This is a genomic window from Rothia sp. HMSC064F07 (assembly GCF_001837265.1).
GTDB lineage: Bacteria > Actinomycetota > Actinomycetes > Actinomycetales > Micrococcaceae > Rothia > Rothia mucilaginosa.
This window is the reverse complement of sequence record NZ_KV831928.1, coordinates 5,954-22,188: the sequence shown is the minus strand read 5'-3', so window position 1 is coordinate 22,188 and position 16,235 is coordinate 5,954. Positions and strand designations below refer to the sequence as shown.

The 16,235-nt window shown below is 55.2% G+C and carries 8 protein-coding genes; all 8 read right to left on the bottom strand.

What is annotated here, in order from left to right:
- Positions 1-1,271, bottom strand: a 1,271-nt coding sequence (locus HMPREF2712_RS07925; protein ID WP_070819715.1) for a peptidase, incomplete at its 3' end; no start/stop codon positions are given.
- Positions 1,272-1,636: 365 nt separating this feature from the next.
- Entirely contained in the window at positions 1,637-3,598 is a 1,962-nt protein-coding gene (locus HMPREF2712_RS07920) for a gluconolactonase (RefSeq protein ID WP_070819714.1), read from the bottom strand.
- Between the two features lie 315 nt (positions 3,599-3,913).
- Positions 3,914-5,860: a gluconolactonase gene (locus HMPREF2712_RS07915; protein ID WP_070819713.1), complete on the bottom strand. Its 1,947-nt coding sequence runs from the start codon at positions 5,858-5,860 to the stop codon at positions 3,914-3,916.
- Positions 5,861-6,218: 358 nt separating this feature from the next.
- Complete coding sequence (locus HMPREF2712_RS07910; protein ID WP_070819712.1) at positions 6,219-7,100, bottom strand: S-layer homology domain-containing protein; 882 nt, start codon at positions 7,098-7,100, stop codon at positions 6,219-6,221.
- A 452-nt stretch (positions 7,101-7,552) separates the two neighbouring features.
- Complete coding sequence (locus HMPREF2712_RS07905) at positions 7,553-9,385, bottom strand: S-layer homology domain-containing protein (RefSeq protein ID WP_070819711.1); 1,833 nt, start codon at positions 9,383-9,385, stop codon at positions 7,553-7,555.
- 419 nt (positions 9,386-9,804) lie between these two features.
- A complete protein-coding gene (locus HMPREF2712_RS07900; protein ID WP_168167388.1) occupies positions 9,805-11,874 on the bottom strand; it encodes an S-layer homology domain-containing protein in 2,070 nt (689 codons plus the stop codon).
- Positions 11,875-12,196: 322 nt separating this feature from the next.
- The gene (locus HMPREF2712_RS07895; RefSeq protein WP_070819709.1) at positions 12,197-15,502 is read right to left on the bottom strand and encodes an S-layer homology domain-containing protein; all 3,306 of its coding nucleotides are present in this window, start codon (positions 15,500-15,502) and stop codon (positions 12,197-12,199) included.
- A gap of 262 nt (positions 15,503-15,764) precedes the next feature.
- Positions 15,765-16,235: S-layer homology domain-containing protein (locus HMPREF2712_RS09200; protein ID WP_246828701.1), on the bottom strand; the 471-nt coding region annotated here is incomplete at its 5' end.

The window sequence follows — 16,235 nt, the reverse complement described above, 5'->3', positions numbered from 1 at the left end:
CAGCCGAAAGTAATACCCTTCTGACGAGCCCACACGTAGGCGGGGTAGTTCGGGTCGGTGGTCTTCACATCGGGCCAGGGGGAGGTCTTAGGGAGGTTCACCTTGGGGCTACCAGCCTGAGCGTACAGTGCAGCAGTCAACTCGCCGCGAGTAGCGCGCTGCTGCTGCTCCTGGTAGGTGAGCTTCGAAGTCAGGGTCTTGTATTCTCGCTTGGGCGCAGTAGCATCCGCGAAGTCCTGAACACCCTCAAACTTCAGATCCTGACGGCCCATAAGAACACCGCGGTGCTCCGGCGCCAAACCCACAATCGGGGTGATGAGGGGCCTGTCCTTCTTGGTGAGGTCGTAGTCGTAGTCGCTCCACGCCTCAATGACGTACTGCTTAGACGAATTCAGGGTGTTTGCGGGGATCTTGATGGTGCGGTAAAGAGTGCCTCCCTCCAGGCGGGTTACGCCATCGGGACTCTCATAGTAAGACTTCATATCGCTCATCGCCAGGACGGGCGTGCCGGTGCCCTTCTCACGAATCACGTACATGGCACCCTCGCGGCCAGGCAACTCCTCCCCAACGAAACCCTCACCCTGGACCAGTAGCTCCTGATCCTTCGTGGTGTCCTTCAGCGCATCGTACTTCAACTTAGGTGCCATGACCTCAGGATGGTAAGCGCGGGTGTACATCGGATTGTGGGCGATAACGTTCTTGCGAGCCCAAATATCCTCAATGCTCGACTGGGGCTGGCCCTTAGCCTCGGTCAAAATACCCGTCTCGTAACGCACCTCGTCCAGGGTGATACCCGGGAAATAATCGATGGGAGTGTAGAAACTCTCCAGAGCCTTGGCATTGATGGTCAGCTTTGCCTCAAAAGTGCCATCATCGGCAATGGTGAAGTCCTTACCCTCTTCAAAACGGAGCATTGACATGGAAGGCTCAGCGTTACCGGGGCGGTCCTTCGTAGCAGCAATGTAGAAGACAACGGTGCCGTGCTGCTCGCGCCACTGCTTGGTGAAACCGGTACCATTCAGAGTCACTGTGCCACTCTCGCCGGTGTACAGAATACCGTCATAATCAGCGGAGTACGTCGGCTGTGCCGCTGCGTCCTGAGCAGCCGGCTTGGGAGTTACAGCATTCGCCGCCGGTGCATTAGCCACAGGTGCCGCATCCTGGGCGAGTGCCGGAGTCATCGGCAGAACCATAGCGCCAGCCAGCACCAGTGCGCCGCAACCCTGCGCCGCACGGAGGAAAGAAGACTTAGAGTTCGGAAGCGAGGACATACATCATCCTTACGGGTCGTACCCATCGGGATAATACAGTTTCATAGGGCTTCTGGGGTGAGAAATCTCCGTCGAATCTGCGCCAACCCAATGAGAAAAGTGGTCGAATATCCCCATCGGTTTCGGGGACATTTTCACCCTATCAAAGGGTTGAACAGATGTCAGGAAACACTCAATGGGGACTTGAAGGTTCTGAGGGTTTTCACAGGTTGACCAGCCACTAAGAACTGAGAACCCAGCACGCTAAACTCAGCAAACTAAACCCCGAAAACAGAACCCCGCGCTCCCGAATAGAAAACCATTCGGGAACACGGGGTTACTCGTGCGACTAGTGTCGACAAGCAGAGCCAGTTTAGCGGGCCAGCTTATCGAGACTGGAAAGCAGTCAGAACAGTTTCCAGGTGGCCGCGAGTCAGCAACTGCTTAGGAATGAAATAGTGACCACCGTACACAGTAGGCAAATTCTGGCTCGCCCACAGAATCTCACGATAGAACGGAGCACCAGGCTTAACATCCACGTAGGGGGAATTACCCGTCACCGCAGGAGAACCCGCCGCACGGTAAGTAAACGCCGCAACGGTAGCGTTCGAAATACCAGCGTCCGCGTGGAACTTGCCGTCCGACCAGCCGTAGCTGATGCCCTTCTCACGAACCCAAATGTACGCAGCGTAGTTCGGGTCGTCAGTCTTCACATCCGGCCAGGGAGACGTCTCAGGCAGCTTCACCTCGGGCGCGCCAGCCTGAAGGTACAGAGCCACCGCCAGCTCGCCGCGGGTAGCGCGTTCCTTGCGCTGCTCATCGGTCAGACTAGGCTTCTTATCATCAGTGTTGGACGCATCAGAACCCTTAAAATTCAGGTCCTGAGAAGCCAGCAGAGTACCGCGGCTCTCGGGTGCCTTACCCACCACGGGAGCGACAAACTCGCCGTCCTCGTAACCGTTGTTACCCCACACCTCCACGACGTACTTCTTCGCCGGATCCAGAGTGTTCGCCGGGACCTTGACGCTACCGGACAGCTCACCGTTCACGAACTCAAAGGCTCGGTCGTGGTGGTTGTACTCAATAAGGTCACTGGTTGCCAGAACCGGGGTGTTCGAACCCTTCTCACGGATTACATACTGAACACCCTTGGGGGAAGCAATCTCACCGTAGAAGCCGGTACCCGAGAAGTAAATATCCTGATCCGCGGTGGTGTCGCCCAGAGCCTTGTACTCCACCTTGGGAGCAAACTTCTCAGGGCGGTACGCCTGAGTCTGCACCGCAATACGTTGCACCACGTTCTTACCAGCCCACAGGTCCTTAACCGTCAGCTGGGAGTCGCCCTGCTTCTCAGCAACCAGGTCAACCTCGTAACGCACCTCGTAACGCGGGATACCGGGGAAGTAGTTGCGAGGCTCGTAGTAGTTCAGCAGCGCGCCCGGCTTGACGGTCAGCTGAGCATCCAGGGTGCCATCCTCGGCAATGGTGAAGTCCTTGCCCTCCTCAAAACGGAGCGGCGTACCATCAGCGGGCAGAAGGCTACCATCGGGAACGCCCTGAGAAGCGGCAATATAAACTGCTACGTTGCCGTGCTTCTCACGCCATTCCTTCGTGAAACCCGAACCCTTCACGTGAACGGCGCCGCCCTCGGAGGTGTACAGCAGCTGAGCCTTGCCGTCGTACAGAACCTCGAACGTCGGGGTAGACTCCTGGGTGGCCTTAGCGCCCGGAACATCCGCAGCCTGCGAACCATCAGAACCATTGAAGTTCAGCGCCTGAGAAGCGAGCAGGGTGCCGCGGCCCTCGGGTGCCTTACCTACGACAGGGGTAATGAACTCGTCGCCCTCGTAGCCGTTGTTGCCCCACACCTCAACGGTGTACTGCTTCGCCGTATCCAGGGTGTTAGCGGGAATCTTAACGTTACCGTTGAGGAGTCCATGCTGGTACTGGGACGAATACTCGGGGTCGTTGTACTCGATAATGTCGCTGATAGCCAGGACGGGGGTGTTCGAGCCCTTCTCACGCACAACAATCTGAACACCCTTCGGGGAGTTAATATCACCCTTAAAACCCCAACCAGAGAAGTTCAGAACCTGATCGTTACCGGTATCCTTCAAAGCGTTGTAGCTCCAATGAGGAGCGAACTCATCAGAAGTAGCAACAGGATTCTCGCGGACGCGATGATCCGGCAGGGAACCAGCAACAGCCGCCGCAGGAGCATCCGCAACAACATTCTGAGCAATCGCAGGAGACATCGGCAGAACCATCGCGCCAGCCAACGCCAATGCACCGCAACCCCGTGCTGCACGGAAGAAGGACGAAGCCTTGAAATTCGGAAGAGCGGACATAATCATTCCTTATCGGTCGAACCCATCGCGCCGATGCAGTTTCTAAAAGGTGGTGAGGAATCTTTGTCGAATCTGCGCCAACCCAATGAGAAATGGTCGAATATCCCCGTCGATTCAGGGGACACTCTCACCCTAGCAAAGGGTTGAACAGATGTCAGGAACACTCAAGAGAGACTTGAAGGTTCTGAGGGTTTTCCCAGGTTGACCAGCCGCTAAGAACCCAGCATGCTGAACTTCGAAAAACAGAACCCCGTGCTCCCAAACAGAAAAACCATTCGGGAACACGGGGTTATTCAGATGGCTATCTTAGCGAACCTAGAAAGCCATCATCAGAACCTCCAGCTCACCGCGAGTCACCGTATGCTTGGGGTCAAACGTGCCGCTGGTGCTCAGCGCAACCTTGTTCTGACCAGCCCACACAATCTCACGGAAGAACGCAGAATCCGGGGTCAGATCAGTGTACGAGTGCCAGTCATGATCAAGGGTAGGGGAACCCGCCGCACGGTAGGTGAATGCCGCAACCGTAGCGTTCGAGATGCTTGCCTCCGCGTGGAACTTACCATCAGACCAGCCGAAAGTAATGCCCTTCTGACGAGCCCACACGTAGGCGGCGTAGTTCGGGTCGGTGGTCTTTACATCCGGCCAGGGGGAGACTACCGGGAGGTTCACCTTGGGGCTACCAGCCTGAGCGTACAGAGCCGCCGTCAGCTCGCCGCGGGTAGCGCGTTCCTTACGCTGCTCATCAGTCAGGCTGGGCTGCTTACCCTCATCAGCGTCAGACCCCTTGAAGTTCAGGTCCTGAGAAGCCAACAGCTCACTGCGACCCTCAGGTGCCTTGCCCACAACAGGGCCGGCATTCTCGCCGTTCTTGTAGCCGTTGTTAGTCCACACCTCCACCACGTACTTCTTTGCCGGATCCAGAGTATTCGCCGGAACCTTCACGACGCCGCGTACCTTGCCGTTCTTGAACTCAGAAATATGGTTAGGGTGGTTATACTCAAAAATGTCGCTCGTCGCCAGAACCGGGGTGTTTGAGCCCTTCTCACGAATCACATACTGAACACCCCTGGAGAAGTTAAACTTGCCGTAGAAGCCGGTACCCAAGAAGTAAATGTTCTGATCAGCGGTAGTATCACCCAGAGCCTTGTACTCCACCTTGGGAGCAAACGGGCTGGGTCGGAACGCCTGAGTGTACAGCGCACTATGAAACAGCACGTTCTTGCCAGCCCGCAGATCATCAAGGGTCAGCGGGGGCTGACCCTGTTTCTCGGTAAACATACCAATCTCATAATTCACCTCGTAACGCTTCTCGTAACTCGGAGCACCGGGGAAGGGGACGCGAGGCTCGTAGTAGTTCTGCAGCTCACCGGGCTTGACCCTCAACTGAGCATTCAGGGTGCCGTTTTCAGCAATGGTGAAGTCTTTACCCTCCTCAAAACGGAGCAACACATCCTTAGCAGGCAGGAAATCACCGTCGTCAGGAACACCCCGAGAAGTAGCAATGTAAAACACTACTTTGCCGTGCTTCTCACGCCACTCCTTGGTGTAGCCCCAACCCTTCATGTGGATGGTGCCGCCCTCAGCGGTGTACAGGTACCAATCATCGCCGTCGTACCGGTACCTGAACGTAACCTTCTGCGGGGTCTTACCCGGAATATCCGATGCTGTCGTGCCGTCAGCGCCTTCGAAATTCAGCTCCTGGGTAGCAAGCAGAGTGCCGCGGCCCTCAGGCGCCTGACCCACGACAGGGGTAATGAGCTTGCCATCTTCATAGCCGTTGTTACCCCACACCTCGATAACATAATCCTTTTCTTTATCCAGGGTGTTTGCCGGAATCTTCGCCGTACCGTGGATGTAGCCGCTCTGGTAAGCGAAAGGCAGCTTCTCGTGGTTATATTCAACGATGTCGCTAACCACCAGAACCGGAGAGTTCAAACCCACCTCTCGCACAACAACCTGAACACCCTTCGGGGAGTTAAAATCACCCTCAAAACCCCAACCCCAGAAGTCCAGAACCTGATCCTCATCAGTGTTCTTCAATGCGTTGTAGCTCAAGTGAGGATTGAACTCATCAGAAGTATCAGTGGGATTCTCACGGACGCGATCACCCGACTGAGAACCAGCCGCTGTAGGAATATCTGCAGTAGCATTCTGGGCAAGCGCCGGAGTCACCGGCAGAATAATCGCACCCGCCAGCGCCAGTGCACTGCAGCTGCGAGTTGCATACAGGAGTGAAGACTTAGAGTTCGGAAGAGCGGACATAAACATTCCTTATCGGTCATGTCCATTGCGCCGATGCAGGTTCTAAATAGGAATGAGAAATATCCGTCGAATCTGCGCCAACCCAATGAGAAGTGGTTGAGTGTCCCCATCGGTTCAGGAAACACTCTCACCCTAACAAACCTTCAAGTAGAAATTGGTACGTTACTCAAGAAAAACTTGAACCTTCCGAAATATTTCACTGCGTGCATGATGCTGCGCACAGGAAACCCAACCCCAGGCAACCCCGCGCACAGTCCTCAAAATACGAGCGGCCCCGCACCCCTCAAACGGGAGTACGGGGCCGCCAAATACACTAACCAAGCACTAAAACGAAGCGTGAAACGAGGAAGGGCGAAAACTAGGAAGTGCGGAAGTACAGGTACATCATCATCGCAACACGACCACGAGAGGTCTGAGCCGTCGGCTCAAAAGCATTACCCTCAGACACCGTCGACACGCCATGGCGAGACGCCCACACAATCTGACGGTAGAACGGAGTCGCAGACGAAACATCGCTAAACGGGGAAGTACCCGACATCTGAATCTTCTGCGCACCATCAGCACGGTACAACAAAGCCGCAGCAGAAGCATTCGACAAGCGCGCCTCCGCATGGAACTTACCATCAACCCAACCAGACGTAATACGCTCCTGACGCGCCCACAGGTACGCATCATAGTTCGGGTCAGATTCATCAACATCCGCATACGGCGAATGCTCCGGACGAGTCACCGCCGGCGAACCCGCCAGCTTATAGAACATGGTGATCAACTCGCCACGAGTCACCGGATCCTCAGCACCAAAATGGTCCTCAGAAACCGGCTCCATCGTCTGGGTACGAACAGCCCAACGGATACCCGCATAGTACGCAGAATCCTCAGGGGCATCAGCAAAAATAGTATTCGCATCCGGCGCGGTCACGGACGGATGCAGAATCTTCGGGCCCTGGGTCGAAGAACTCGACACCAGAGCAGAAGTAGAAATCGCCGAAGCGGTCGCCGGCGCAGCAGTATCCGCCGAAGAAAGACGCGCCTCCGACGGATCATAAAAAGAGAAAAGAGGTGAGAACGGCAGATACAAAACACCCGCCAGCGCCACAGCGCCAACAGCCAGCTCAATACGGCGGCGCTTACGCTTCTTCGACTCAGCCTGAGAAGAAGCCTCGGGGGTGCCCTCCGGTGCCAGCAGAGGTGCAGAAGAATTATGGGCAGTATCAGTCGACTGCTTAAAATCCTGGGACATAAATCCTCAATGTGGTTGATGTATCGGTGTGTGATGGGCTCCCTCTAGTTCTACGCACCCAGCCGGATAAGGGTGCGCACCAAGGGGGCGCAACAGTCCTAAGCATAAACCACAGCTTGAAAAATATTAATTTACACTCCACAGAACATTCTTAAAAAAGGGGAGTAGAGCACCCCAAAAATCCGCCCAATAGCGGGTACCGCATGAGGCGCGCCCCACATGCGGTACAGCCCACATTAGCGTGTTAGCCGGCAAAAATACCTCGAAAAACCGCGGAACAGCACCGGGCGACAGTCCCGCACGCGCCCCTACAGATACCTTGCAGGCACCTCATAAACGCCCTGCAGGAGACACAGAAAGCCGGGCCGGCGGGATAAAACCAACGTTTCATCGCCGCCAGCCCGGCATAATCTCTAGAACCTAGAAGCTAAACCCAGTGAACTAGCAAAACCCTAGCGGACCTTGTAGTTCATCAAGAAACCAGCCAGCTCACCACGGCTCACCAGCGCAGACGGGTGGTACTCAGAGCCCGGGAAAACCTGCAGCTTCTGCTGCTTAGCCCAAGTAATCTCACGGTAGAACGCAGAGCCGACCTTTACATCGGTGTACGGCGCCTCAGTCGCAGCAACCGACTTCTTACCATCAAAACGGTACAGGAACGCCGCAACAGTAGCGTTAGACACAGACGCATTCGCGTGGAACTTACCATCAGACCAGCCGAAAGTAATACCCTTCTGACGAGCCCAAATGTACGCAGCGTAGTTCGGGTCATCGGCCTTCACATCCGGGTACGGGCTAGTAGCCGGCAGATCAACCTTCGGGGAACCAGCCATACGGTACAGTGCAACAGTCAGCTCGCCGCGGGTCGCATCATCATTAACGCCGAACCAATCCTTCTCGCGAGAATCAATCAGCTTCTGATCAGCAGCCCACAGAACAGCCTTGTGGTTCGCGTGAGCAACCGGAACATCAGCGAAACGCTCACGAGCCTTCTTGTTCGCAGACTCACCGGTCAGGGTCAGGTAATCAGCCGCGATGCGCTCACGCTGACCATCGGCGTAGTTGATGGTTACAAAAATAGCGTAGTGGCTATCCTCATCCAGCTTGGTGCCGTCAACGTTAACGGTCGTCTCAAACGCGCCGGTCGCCACACGGTCAGCGTTCAGAGTGATGCTATCCAGAGCCTCACCGGTCGGGTTGCCGTCAGCCTCAGCAGCCGAGAACAGCACATTCACGGTAGCACCAGCGGGGACGTCGAAATCCTTACCCTTCACACGGATAGTGGTCGAAGAGCTCAGATCCACCTTGTCAGTGCTCAAAGAAACCGAAGGAGACTCCTTCTTAACGTTCTCACCGTTCACCGGAACAAACGCCTGAGTGCTCAGCGCCTGGCTGTTCGCCTCATCGTTATCTTCCGGAACGTTGAACTCGAAAGTCTGCACAACATAGGAGTTGCCGGACTTCAGGGTGCCCGCCGGGATGTCCAGAACAGTCGAGAAACGGCCGTTGGTGTAACCCATGTACTGACCAAAGAAAGCAGAGTAGGAGGTGAACTTAGCCTCCGACTGAGCCAGTGCGGGGCCGGTCGCCTTACCGGTCGCCGGATCAACCGCACGAACCGCAACAATCAGCGACTCGCTACCGTTGTACGAAATATTCTGGAAACCAGCACCGTTCACAGTGACCTTAGCGTTCTCAGAAGCATTCACCGACGAAGCGCTGTACGACAGGGTCGGGGAATCAACGGCGGGAACATCCGCAACCTTCAGTTCAGTACGAACCTCATCCGCAGGAATCCAGCCGTCTTCAGCGTCATCGCGGTAACCGAGCACAACATCGAAGGACGAGCCATTGGCCTCCAGATAGTTAGCGCCGATAGAAGCGGTCAGGTTCACGGTGCCGTCAGCCGCAAAAGCGGACGCGGGAACATCCTGAACATAGAAGGGGTAATCACGCGGGTGGTGCGGCGGGAAAGCGACGCTTTCACCCTTCGGAACAACGTACAGGCGGAACGACTTGCCTGCAACGAAGTCCTTGGAGAAACCGGAGCCGCTAACCGTCACGTTGCCGCCCTTGAGAATATCAAAAGTGCCGGAGGTAACCTGCAGACGCTGAGCACCCTGAGCCTCGCCCTGTTCAACAGCCTGGGTTGCTACCGGAGTAGCAGGTGCGGCAAACGCGGGGGAGAGAGGCAAGAGCATAGCGCCAGCCAGGGTGATGGCGCAGCTGCTCTTGGCCACATTTTTGGGTAGCGCAAAGCGCATGTGGTTGGGAAGTGAGGACATTGTTATCCAATCAGTTTTTATCGGTGTCACGCATCGAGTGTGGTGCGCATAAACACCGTAGCAAATAGTTAAGACGTGCTGGAACCTGAAAGGTCATCAGTGCGAAAAATGCCTGTGTGTTTTATCGCATGTCTTAAGGTGAAGTATAGCTTTAAAAAGTATGTGCATGACGTGGAAAATATGCCTAAATAGTGTGCTGATAAGCACAAACACTGGTCACTGTACAAAAAAGAAAGCGTAAAAAACCCACCGCATTCGAAAAATTCGCACCTATGCAACCTCTGCAGGTTGAGAATATTCACAATGCGGTGGGTAAGGCAACATAAAAGTCACCCACAATAAAAATGGCACATAAACAGAGCCATAAAGTCGCCTATTTGACGAAAGCCAACCAGAATGGCTAACACCACGGAGAGGCGCTACCTGAGACGACTGCCGCCGTGCTCCATACGGTACAGCATCGTAGCGAGTTCTGTGTGCCCAATAAACGACTGCCCATACGCCTCATAGGTAGACTGTTCGCTGATATAACCCCAAATGTGCTGATCAATCGCCCACTGGGACTCCTTATGGAACGAGTAATGCCAGCCGAGAACAGTATTCCACCCACGTTCAGAAGAACCACCCGGCAGGCTACTCTTCTTTGACGCCGAAGAAACAGGACGAGGTTTCGCCGCAGGAACCTTACCCTGCGCCCTCTGATATCTATACAGGAACGCCACCGCCGAAGAATCGTAAACCTTCGCATCCGGGTGGAAATTACCATCAATCCAACCGAACGTAATGCCCTTCTGTCGAGCCCAAATATATGCGGCGTAGTCCGGGTCGTTGGGCTGAACATCCGGATACGGGCTGGTTGCCGGAAGCTCAACCTTCGGGGAACCCGCCAGCATATAGAGAGCCACCGTCAGATCACGGCGCGTCAAATTCTCAGAAGAATAGGAATCTGACTTGGGAAGCTGCTGAGCCTTGTACCACCTCTTCGCAGCCTCACGCTCCTCAAACGCGTTCACCACCAAACCAAGGTCAGTAGAAACAACCTGCTGCACAGAATCCGCGGCACCACCCTGACCGGGAAGAACCTTCTCCACAACCAGCTTGTAACCGCCCTGATAATTCAGCGCCTCACCGGGAATAGTGAGCGTTGCCTCCGTGTAACCGCTCTGGATGCGGTCAGCCGCAATATCCTGCTCCAGCGCCTTCTGACCGGTCAGATTGCCAGAAGCATCCGTAGCCTGTAGCGAGAAGCGGTAATGGCCCTCAGTGAGCTTCGGCAGATTCACGGCACGCACCTGCAACGTGTTCTTCTCCCAATAGGGGCTCACTTGCGGTGAATCAGAACGATATTGGTCCATCTGCTGCGGCTCAACGCGCAGAACCGGGGCGGCATCCTTCACCTCGGTGTTCGAGTTGGGCGAGCGCACCGGAATAAACGGGGCAACATCCGTCAAAAGGCTACCGGGTACCTTCTCCTCATCCGGATTCGGGAAGAGGCCGCTGTAGACACCAATCATGTACGACTTACCCGGCTGCAAAGTGCCCGCAGGAATTGTCACATCAGCAGAGAAATAGTTGTTGAGGAAGCTCCAGCAATAGTATTCACCGCAATCCGTATAACGAACTGCATGCGTGAAAACGGGCTTGCCCACCATCAACCCCGTGGCGGGGTCAACCTCATACAGCATCAGATACGCCGGGGCACTCCCCGGCTCAACAAGCTGCTTAGAGAGAATATGGTAGCCCTCAATCGTCAGCTGCGTATCAACCCAGGGGTTATCGACCGCCGGCATGCTGTACACGTAAGTAGTATGATCCGGCTCAGGGTCCTGAGTCAGGCTGAGAGGAGTGCGGGCAGTAAGGCGGGGGTCCTCATACTCATCGGCGTTCGGCTCGCGCTCGCCCGCCGGGTAGTAGGTCAGCACCACGTCAAGGGCAGGCGAAGGGGTAGCCGGGATGGTCTGCTTCTTGACCTCAAAGGTGAAGGTGAGGCTCCCGTCCGGGTTGTCGTGGACGATACCGTCATCTCGAAGATGATCAACCTTGCCGCGGTGCAGAGGATATTGGGTTGCCTCGCCGGTACGGGACCACTCGTAACCGGTACCACGGTTCACGAGACCGAACTGGAAGAGCTTGTACTTCTTACGGAACTCGGGGGTCAACGGGGAAGTCGTCACGGACACCGTGCCACCCTGAGAAATATTGAGAGTGCCGGTGGTGACCTTCAAATCAATCTTGTTGGCATCGCTGGCGCTAGTGGTTGCGGCGCCTACCTGAACAGGGGCCGCTTGAGCAGTCTGTGCGGGTTTCGCCGGTGCCGCATCAGCATGCACAGCAGGGGTGACCGCCAGCGCCGGGGTCATGCCCAGCAACAGGGAGAGGCTGATTGCCTTCTTGCCCTGAGTCTTTAGAGTGCGGGCATTTTGGGCAGGGGCTTTTAAGGTGGGCGTCTTAGCACCCTGAGCTGTGGTTGGTCGGAAGAAAGAAGACACGGTTATCCCATCTAATGTTCTGCACTGTGCTTTCGGCACGGTGGCTTTCTGCACAGTGGTTTTTTGCGAGGTGATTGAAGCGAGTGAGGGAAAACGTTGAGTGGAAGGGGAGAAACGAACGGTGAAAAGGAACGAAAAGTTGAGTAGAAAAGGGGGTGCACAGTTCGTCTTAGCGAAAGTGCTGGCGGGCTGAAAAGCCGGGCGAATCAGCCCGAAAATTTCAGCCCGCCATCACCGATTGTAAAGCAACACAGCATCAGGCTGCGTGGCCGCAGGAGGCGACTCTCAAATAGCTACTTCAGGAATAACTATTTCAGGGCAACTACTTGAGGTGGCTGCCGCCGTGCGCCATGCGGTACAGCATGACCGAGAACTCCGAAGAGGAAACAGTATCCGAGCTGAAATTCTCACCGTGGCCTCGATAATATTCTGCGTATCCCCAGATAATCTGCTGGGTAGCCCACAGCGATTCCCTCCAGAACGCAGTGTCCATACGCTCATACTCGGGCCAGTGCACCCGCGAACGTGAATCCCGTGTGGGAGACTCCTCCGGTACATTACTGCTATCTGACGTATCGCTCTTCGGTACAGACGAAGACGGCAAACTGCTCGACTCCGGCGAAGACGCAGGGGTTAGCGCTCGTTGGTACCTGTACAGGAATGCCACCGTCGAGGCAATCGAAAGGTTCGCTTCCGGGTGGAACTTACCATCGACCCAACCGAACGTAATACCCTTCTGACGAGCCCACACAATCGCGGCATAGTTCGGATCGTCCGGGGTTACATCCGCGTAAGGACTGGTTGCAGGCAGCTCAACATGAGGTGCGCCCGCAAGACGGTACAGCGCCACCGTGACATCGCGGCGACTCAGCACAGCCTTATGCTCATCCAGAAGAGCCTGCTGCTTAACCCACTCAACAGCCGCTTCCCGCTCCGCAGTGTAGCTTACAAAGAGCTCAAGGCCCTCAGAAGTGACCTGCTCGACCGTGTCCGCGGCGCCATCCTTGCCGGGGGTTACCTTTTCCAGAACAACCCTGTAAGACCCCTCATAATTCAGCGCGCTACCGGGAATATTCAGCTTCTCATCCGTAGAACCATTCTGAAGGTGCTCAGCAGGAATGACCTGTTCCAGGGCCTTCTCGCCGGTTGGCTCGCCAGAATCATCCGTTGCCTGAACCGAGAAACGGTAATGACCATCGGTAAGCTTCGGAAGATTCGAGATACGCGCGGTGAGGGTATTCATCTCCTCGTACGGGCTGATGCGCTTATTCAGAATGTACAAGTCCGGACGCGCTACAGGCTGGTCAGGGTTAGGCTGCGTAGACCGCACGGGAAGGAACTCAGCGACACTGGTCAGTAGGCTACCGCTGTACTCCTCTTCGCCAGGACGAGGCAGATTAGAACCGTAGATGCCAATCATGTAGAGCCTGCCCGGCTTCAACGTACCCGCCGGAATTGTCATCTCCGTGCTGAAGTAACGATTATGGAATCCGCCGCAAAGTTGTCCGCACTCTGTCAGCGGAATGATGTCGGAGAAAACAGGGCGTCCCATAATCTTTCCGGTGGCCGGGTCAGCCTCGTAGAGGGTGAGGTATGCAACCGATTCATGACCGCCTACCGCATGAGGACTGAGGATATGATAACCCTCAACCGTCAGAGTCGTATCCTGCCACGGCTTGTCAATTGCCGAGAGACTGTAACGGTACGTCGGCTGAACCGGCTCAGGGTCACGCACTACCGGCAGAGAAGCTCGTGCTGTAAGACGGTGGTCTGTCGAGTCCCAACGCAAATCCGGCTCAGCTTCATCAGACGGGTAGAACGTCAACACGACATCGAAGAGCGTGCCCTCGGGGACGTCAAAGATTTGCTTGCGAACATCAAAGGTAAACGTAACGCTTCCATCAGGGTTTTCATGAACCTTCCCCTGATCTCGAAGGGTAGCGACTCTCTTACCGTACTGGGCTTCAGGTAGCTTACTGCCGTAGCTTGACCACTCGTAGTTCTTCCCTCGCTCCACAATGCCGAACTCGAAGAACGTGTACTTCTTGCGGAACTCAGCACTCAGCGGTGCAGTCGTCACAGAGACAGTACCGCCCTCAGAAATATTGAGGGTGCCCGAGGTGACACTCAAACGCACTTCATCAGATGCGGGAGGATTTATCGGGGTCGGAGGAGCAGCCAGCTGCACGGGCGCAGTGACCGTAAAAATGTGACTACCCTTCTCATAAAGAGAATCTGAGAAAGCTACCCTCAGCTCTGCCTCAGAACCAAGGTACACATTCTGCAACTCCTTGATGACTGCAGAGTCAATTTCAAGTTCTACGGTGCGGGTACCGTCAGGGTTACGGACAACAATAATGTCATGATCAAAGTAAGGAATGTCAGTAATTTTGACGATAGTCTTTCGAGCGGTTTTACTATAAATGTCGACGGACTTGACGTAATACCCCAAATCAACTTCCGGGGAAATGTTAGAAATAATAACTTTATATTTCCCTGCATGGTACGGGTCAACGGTCTGAGGAGACAGTGAAACCTTCGGAAGGGTATTGCGGTACGTATTGCTCTGGTAAGGCATTTTCGCGGGGTTCTTACCCACAGGAATGAAGGGGAAATCGCGCGATATAGCGTTAATGCCGAAAGGAGAAGAATCAACCCCGGAGGGATAAGATCCAACCACGCTCAGATAATACCCCTTACCAGGCTTTAAAAAACCGGCAGGAATCGTAATCTTACGCTGAAAATGACCGTTAGGAATTAGGTCATGAAAAACACGCTTCAAGTACGGAGAATCTGCAGGAACTAAATCCTCGAAATCTAAATAACGATGATAACTTTCAGGATTATTCGGGTTGATTTCCACAAGAGTAAAACTTAGCTTATTCATCCCGTCAAAACCCGAACCCGTCATATTGATTTCAATCGGTTTTCCGGAATTAATCTGCTCCTCAGAAATAGAATCCACATCATAGGTAATAGAAGGCAAAACAGACTGCGGGAAATTACTCGTCACGGCGAGTGCTGTGCGAATACGATCCTCAGTGCTCCACTGATAGGGGTGCGCGTCATCTAGCGGGCGGTAGGTCAAAATAACTTCGTACTCCATGCCCGCAGGGATGCCGTTGGAGGATACTTCCAAGTCGGCGCTGAAAGTCCCGTCTGCTGAAAGCCTCGGAACATCAAAGCGTGGCCCTTGGTACGCCGGTTCATGGTAAGGACCGACATAGGTCGAGGAACCCTTGGGCGCAATAATGAGGCTACGCAGCTCATGATGCGCCAAGAACTCGGGAGTGAAGCCGGTGCCCTCAACATGCACCGTGCCTCCAGTCTCAATTTTTAACGTGCCACTGGTGACACGCAAAGTCGGTAGCGAACTGGTCTGCTCGCCCTGAGCCGCAGGAATCTGCTGGTTTTCTGCCTGGCGCTGGTTCAAAGCTGCAGCGGGGGAGGCGGGGGTCGCCTGGGCCGGTTGCGCCTGCTGCTCAGGTGCCGCCTGGGTCGGTGTTGCGAGCGCCGCCGGAGTAATACCGGCAAGCGGGCTTAAACCCAGCAGCAACGACAGGCTGAGCGCGCGGGCGCTCGCCGGGTGGCGCGGGGCGTCTCGTGGTGTGAAGAATGAAGACATCATTATCCCATCTACAAAAAACTGTACGGTGAGTGAAGCGAATGAACAGGTGAAGCGTGAATAAGTGAAGTGAGCGAAAAAGTTGAGCGAATCAAGGGTCGGGAAACCGGGGCGCTGCTCATGGGAAGATTCCCATCGGGTAACGCTCCCGATTCCCCTCGCCGGTGCCTGTAAAGGATGCTAGGGACGGGACTGATCTAGCTGCTGAGCCTGCGGCACAACGACTCGAAGAACACAGCCCGCCAGCCCCCCTCACGCACCGAAACTAACCAAGACGACTGCCGCCGTGCGTCATACGGTACAGCATGACCGAGAACTCCGAAGAGGAAACAGTATCCGAGCTGAAATCCTCAGCGTAGCGGCGATCATAATCCTTATAACCCCAGATGAACTGCTGAGTAGCCCACAGCGACTCCCGCCAGAATGCAGTATCCGTACGCTCATAATCAGACCAATGCGAACGCGAAATCCGGACCGGAGAATCACCCGGCACGCTACTGTTCTTGGGCACAGACGAAGACGGCAAACTGCTCGACTCCAGCGCAGGAGCCGGAGCAATCATCCGCTGGTACCTGTACAGGAACGCCAACGTCGAACGCGCCGAAAGGTTCGCCTCCGGGTGGAACTTGCCGTCCGCCCAGCCGAACGTAATGCCCTTCTGACGAGCCCAAATGTACGCGGTGTAGTCCGGGTCGCTCGGTGCCACATCCGCGTAAGGACTGGTTGCAGGCAGCTC

Coding starts and splice junctions, on each gene's coding strand:
- HMPREF2712_RS07920 (WP_070819714.1), bottom strand. CDS start 3,598: ATGTCCGCTCTTCCGAATTTCAAGGCTTCGTCCTTCTTCCGTGCAGCA.
- HMPREF2712_RS07915 (WP_070819713.1), bottom strand. CDS start 5,860: ATGTCCGCTCTTCCGAACTCTAAGTCTTCACTCCTGTATGCAACTCGC.
- HMPREF2712_RS07910 (WP_070819712.1), bottom strand. CDS start 7,100: ATGTCCCAGGATTTTAAGCAGTCGACTGATACTGCCCATAATTCTTCT.
- HMPREF2712_RS07905 (WP_070819711.1), bottom strand. CDS start 9,385: ATGTCCTCACTTCCCAACCACATGCGCTTTGCGCTACCCAAAAATGTG.
- HMPREF2712_RS07895 (WP_070819709.1), bottom strand. CDS start 15,502: ATGATGTCTTCATTCTTCACACCACGAGACGCCCCGCGCCACCCGGCG.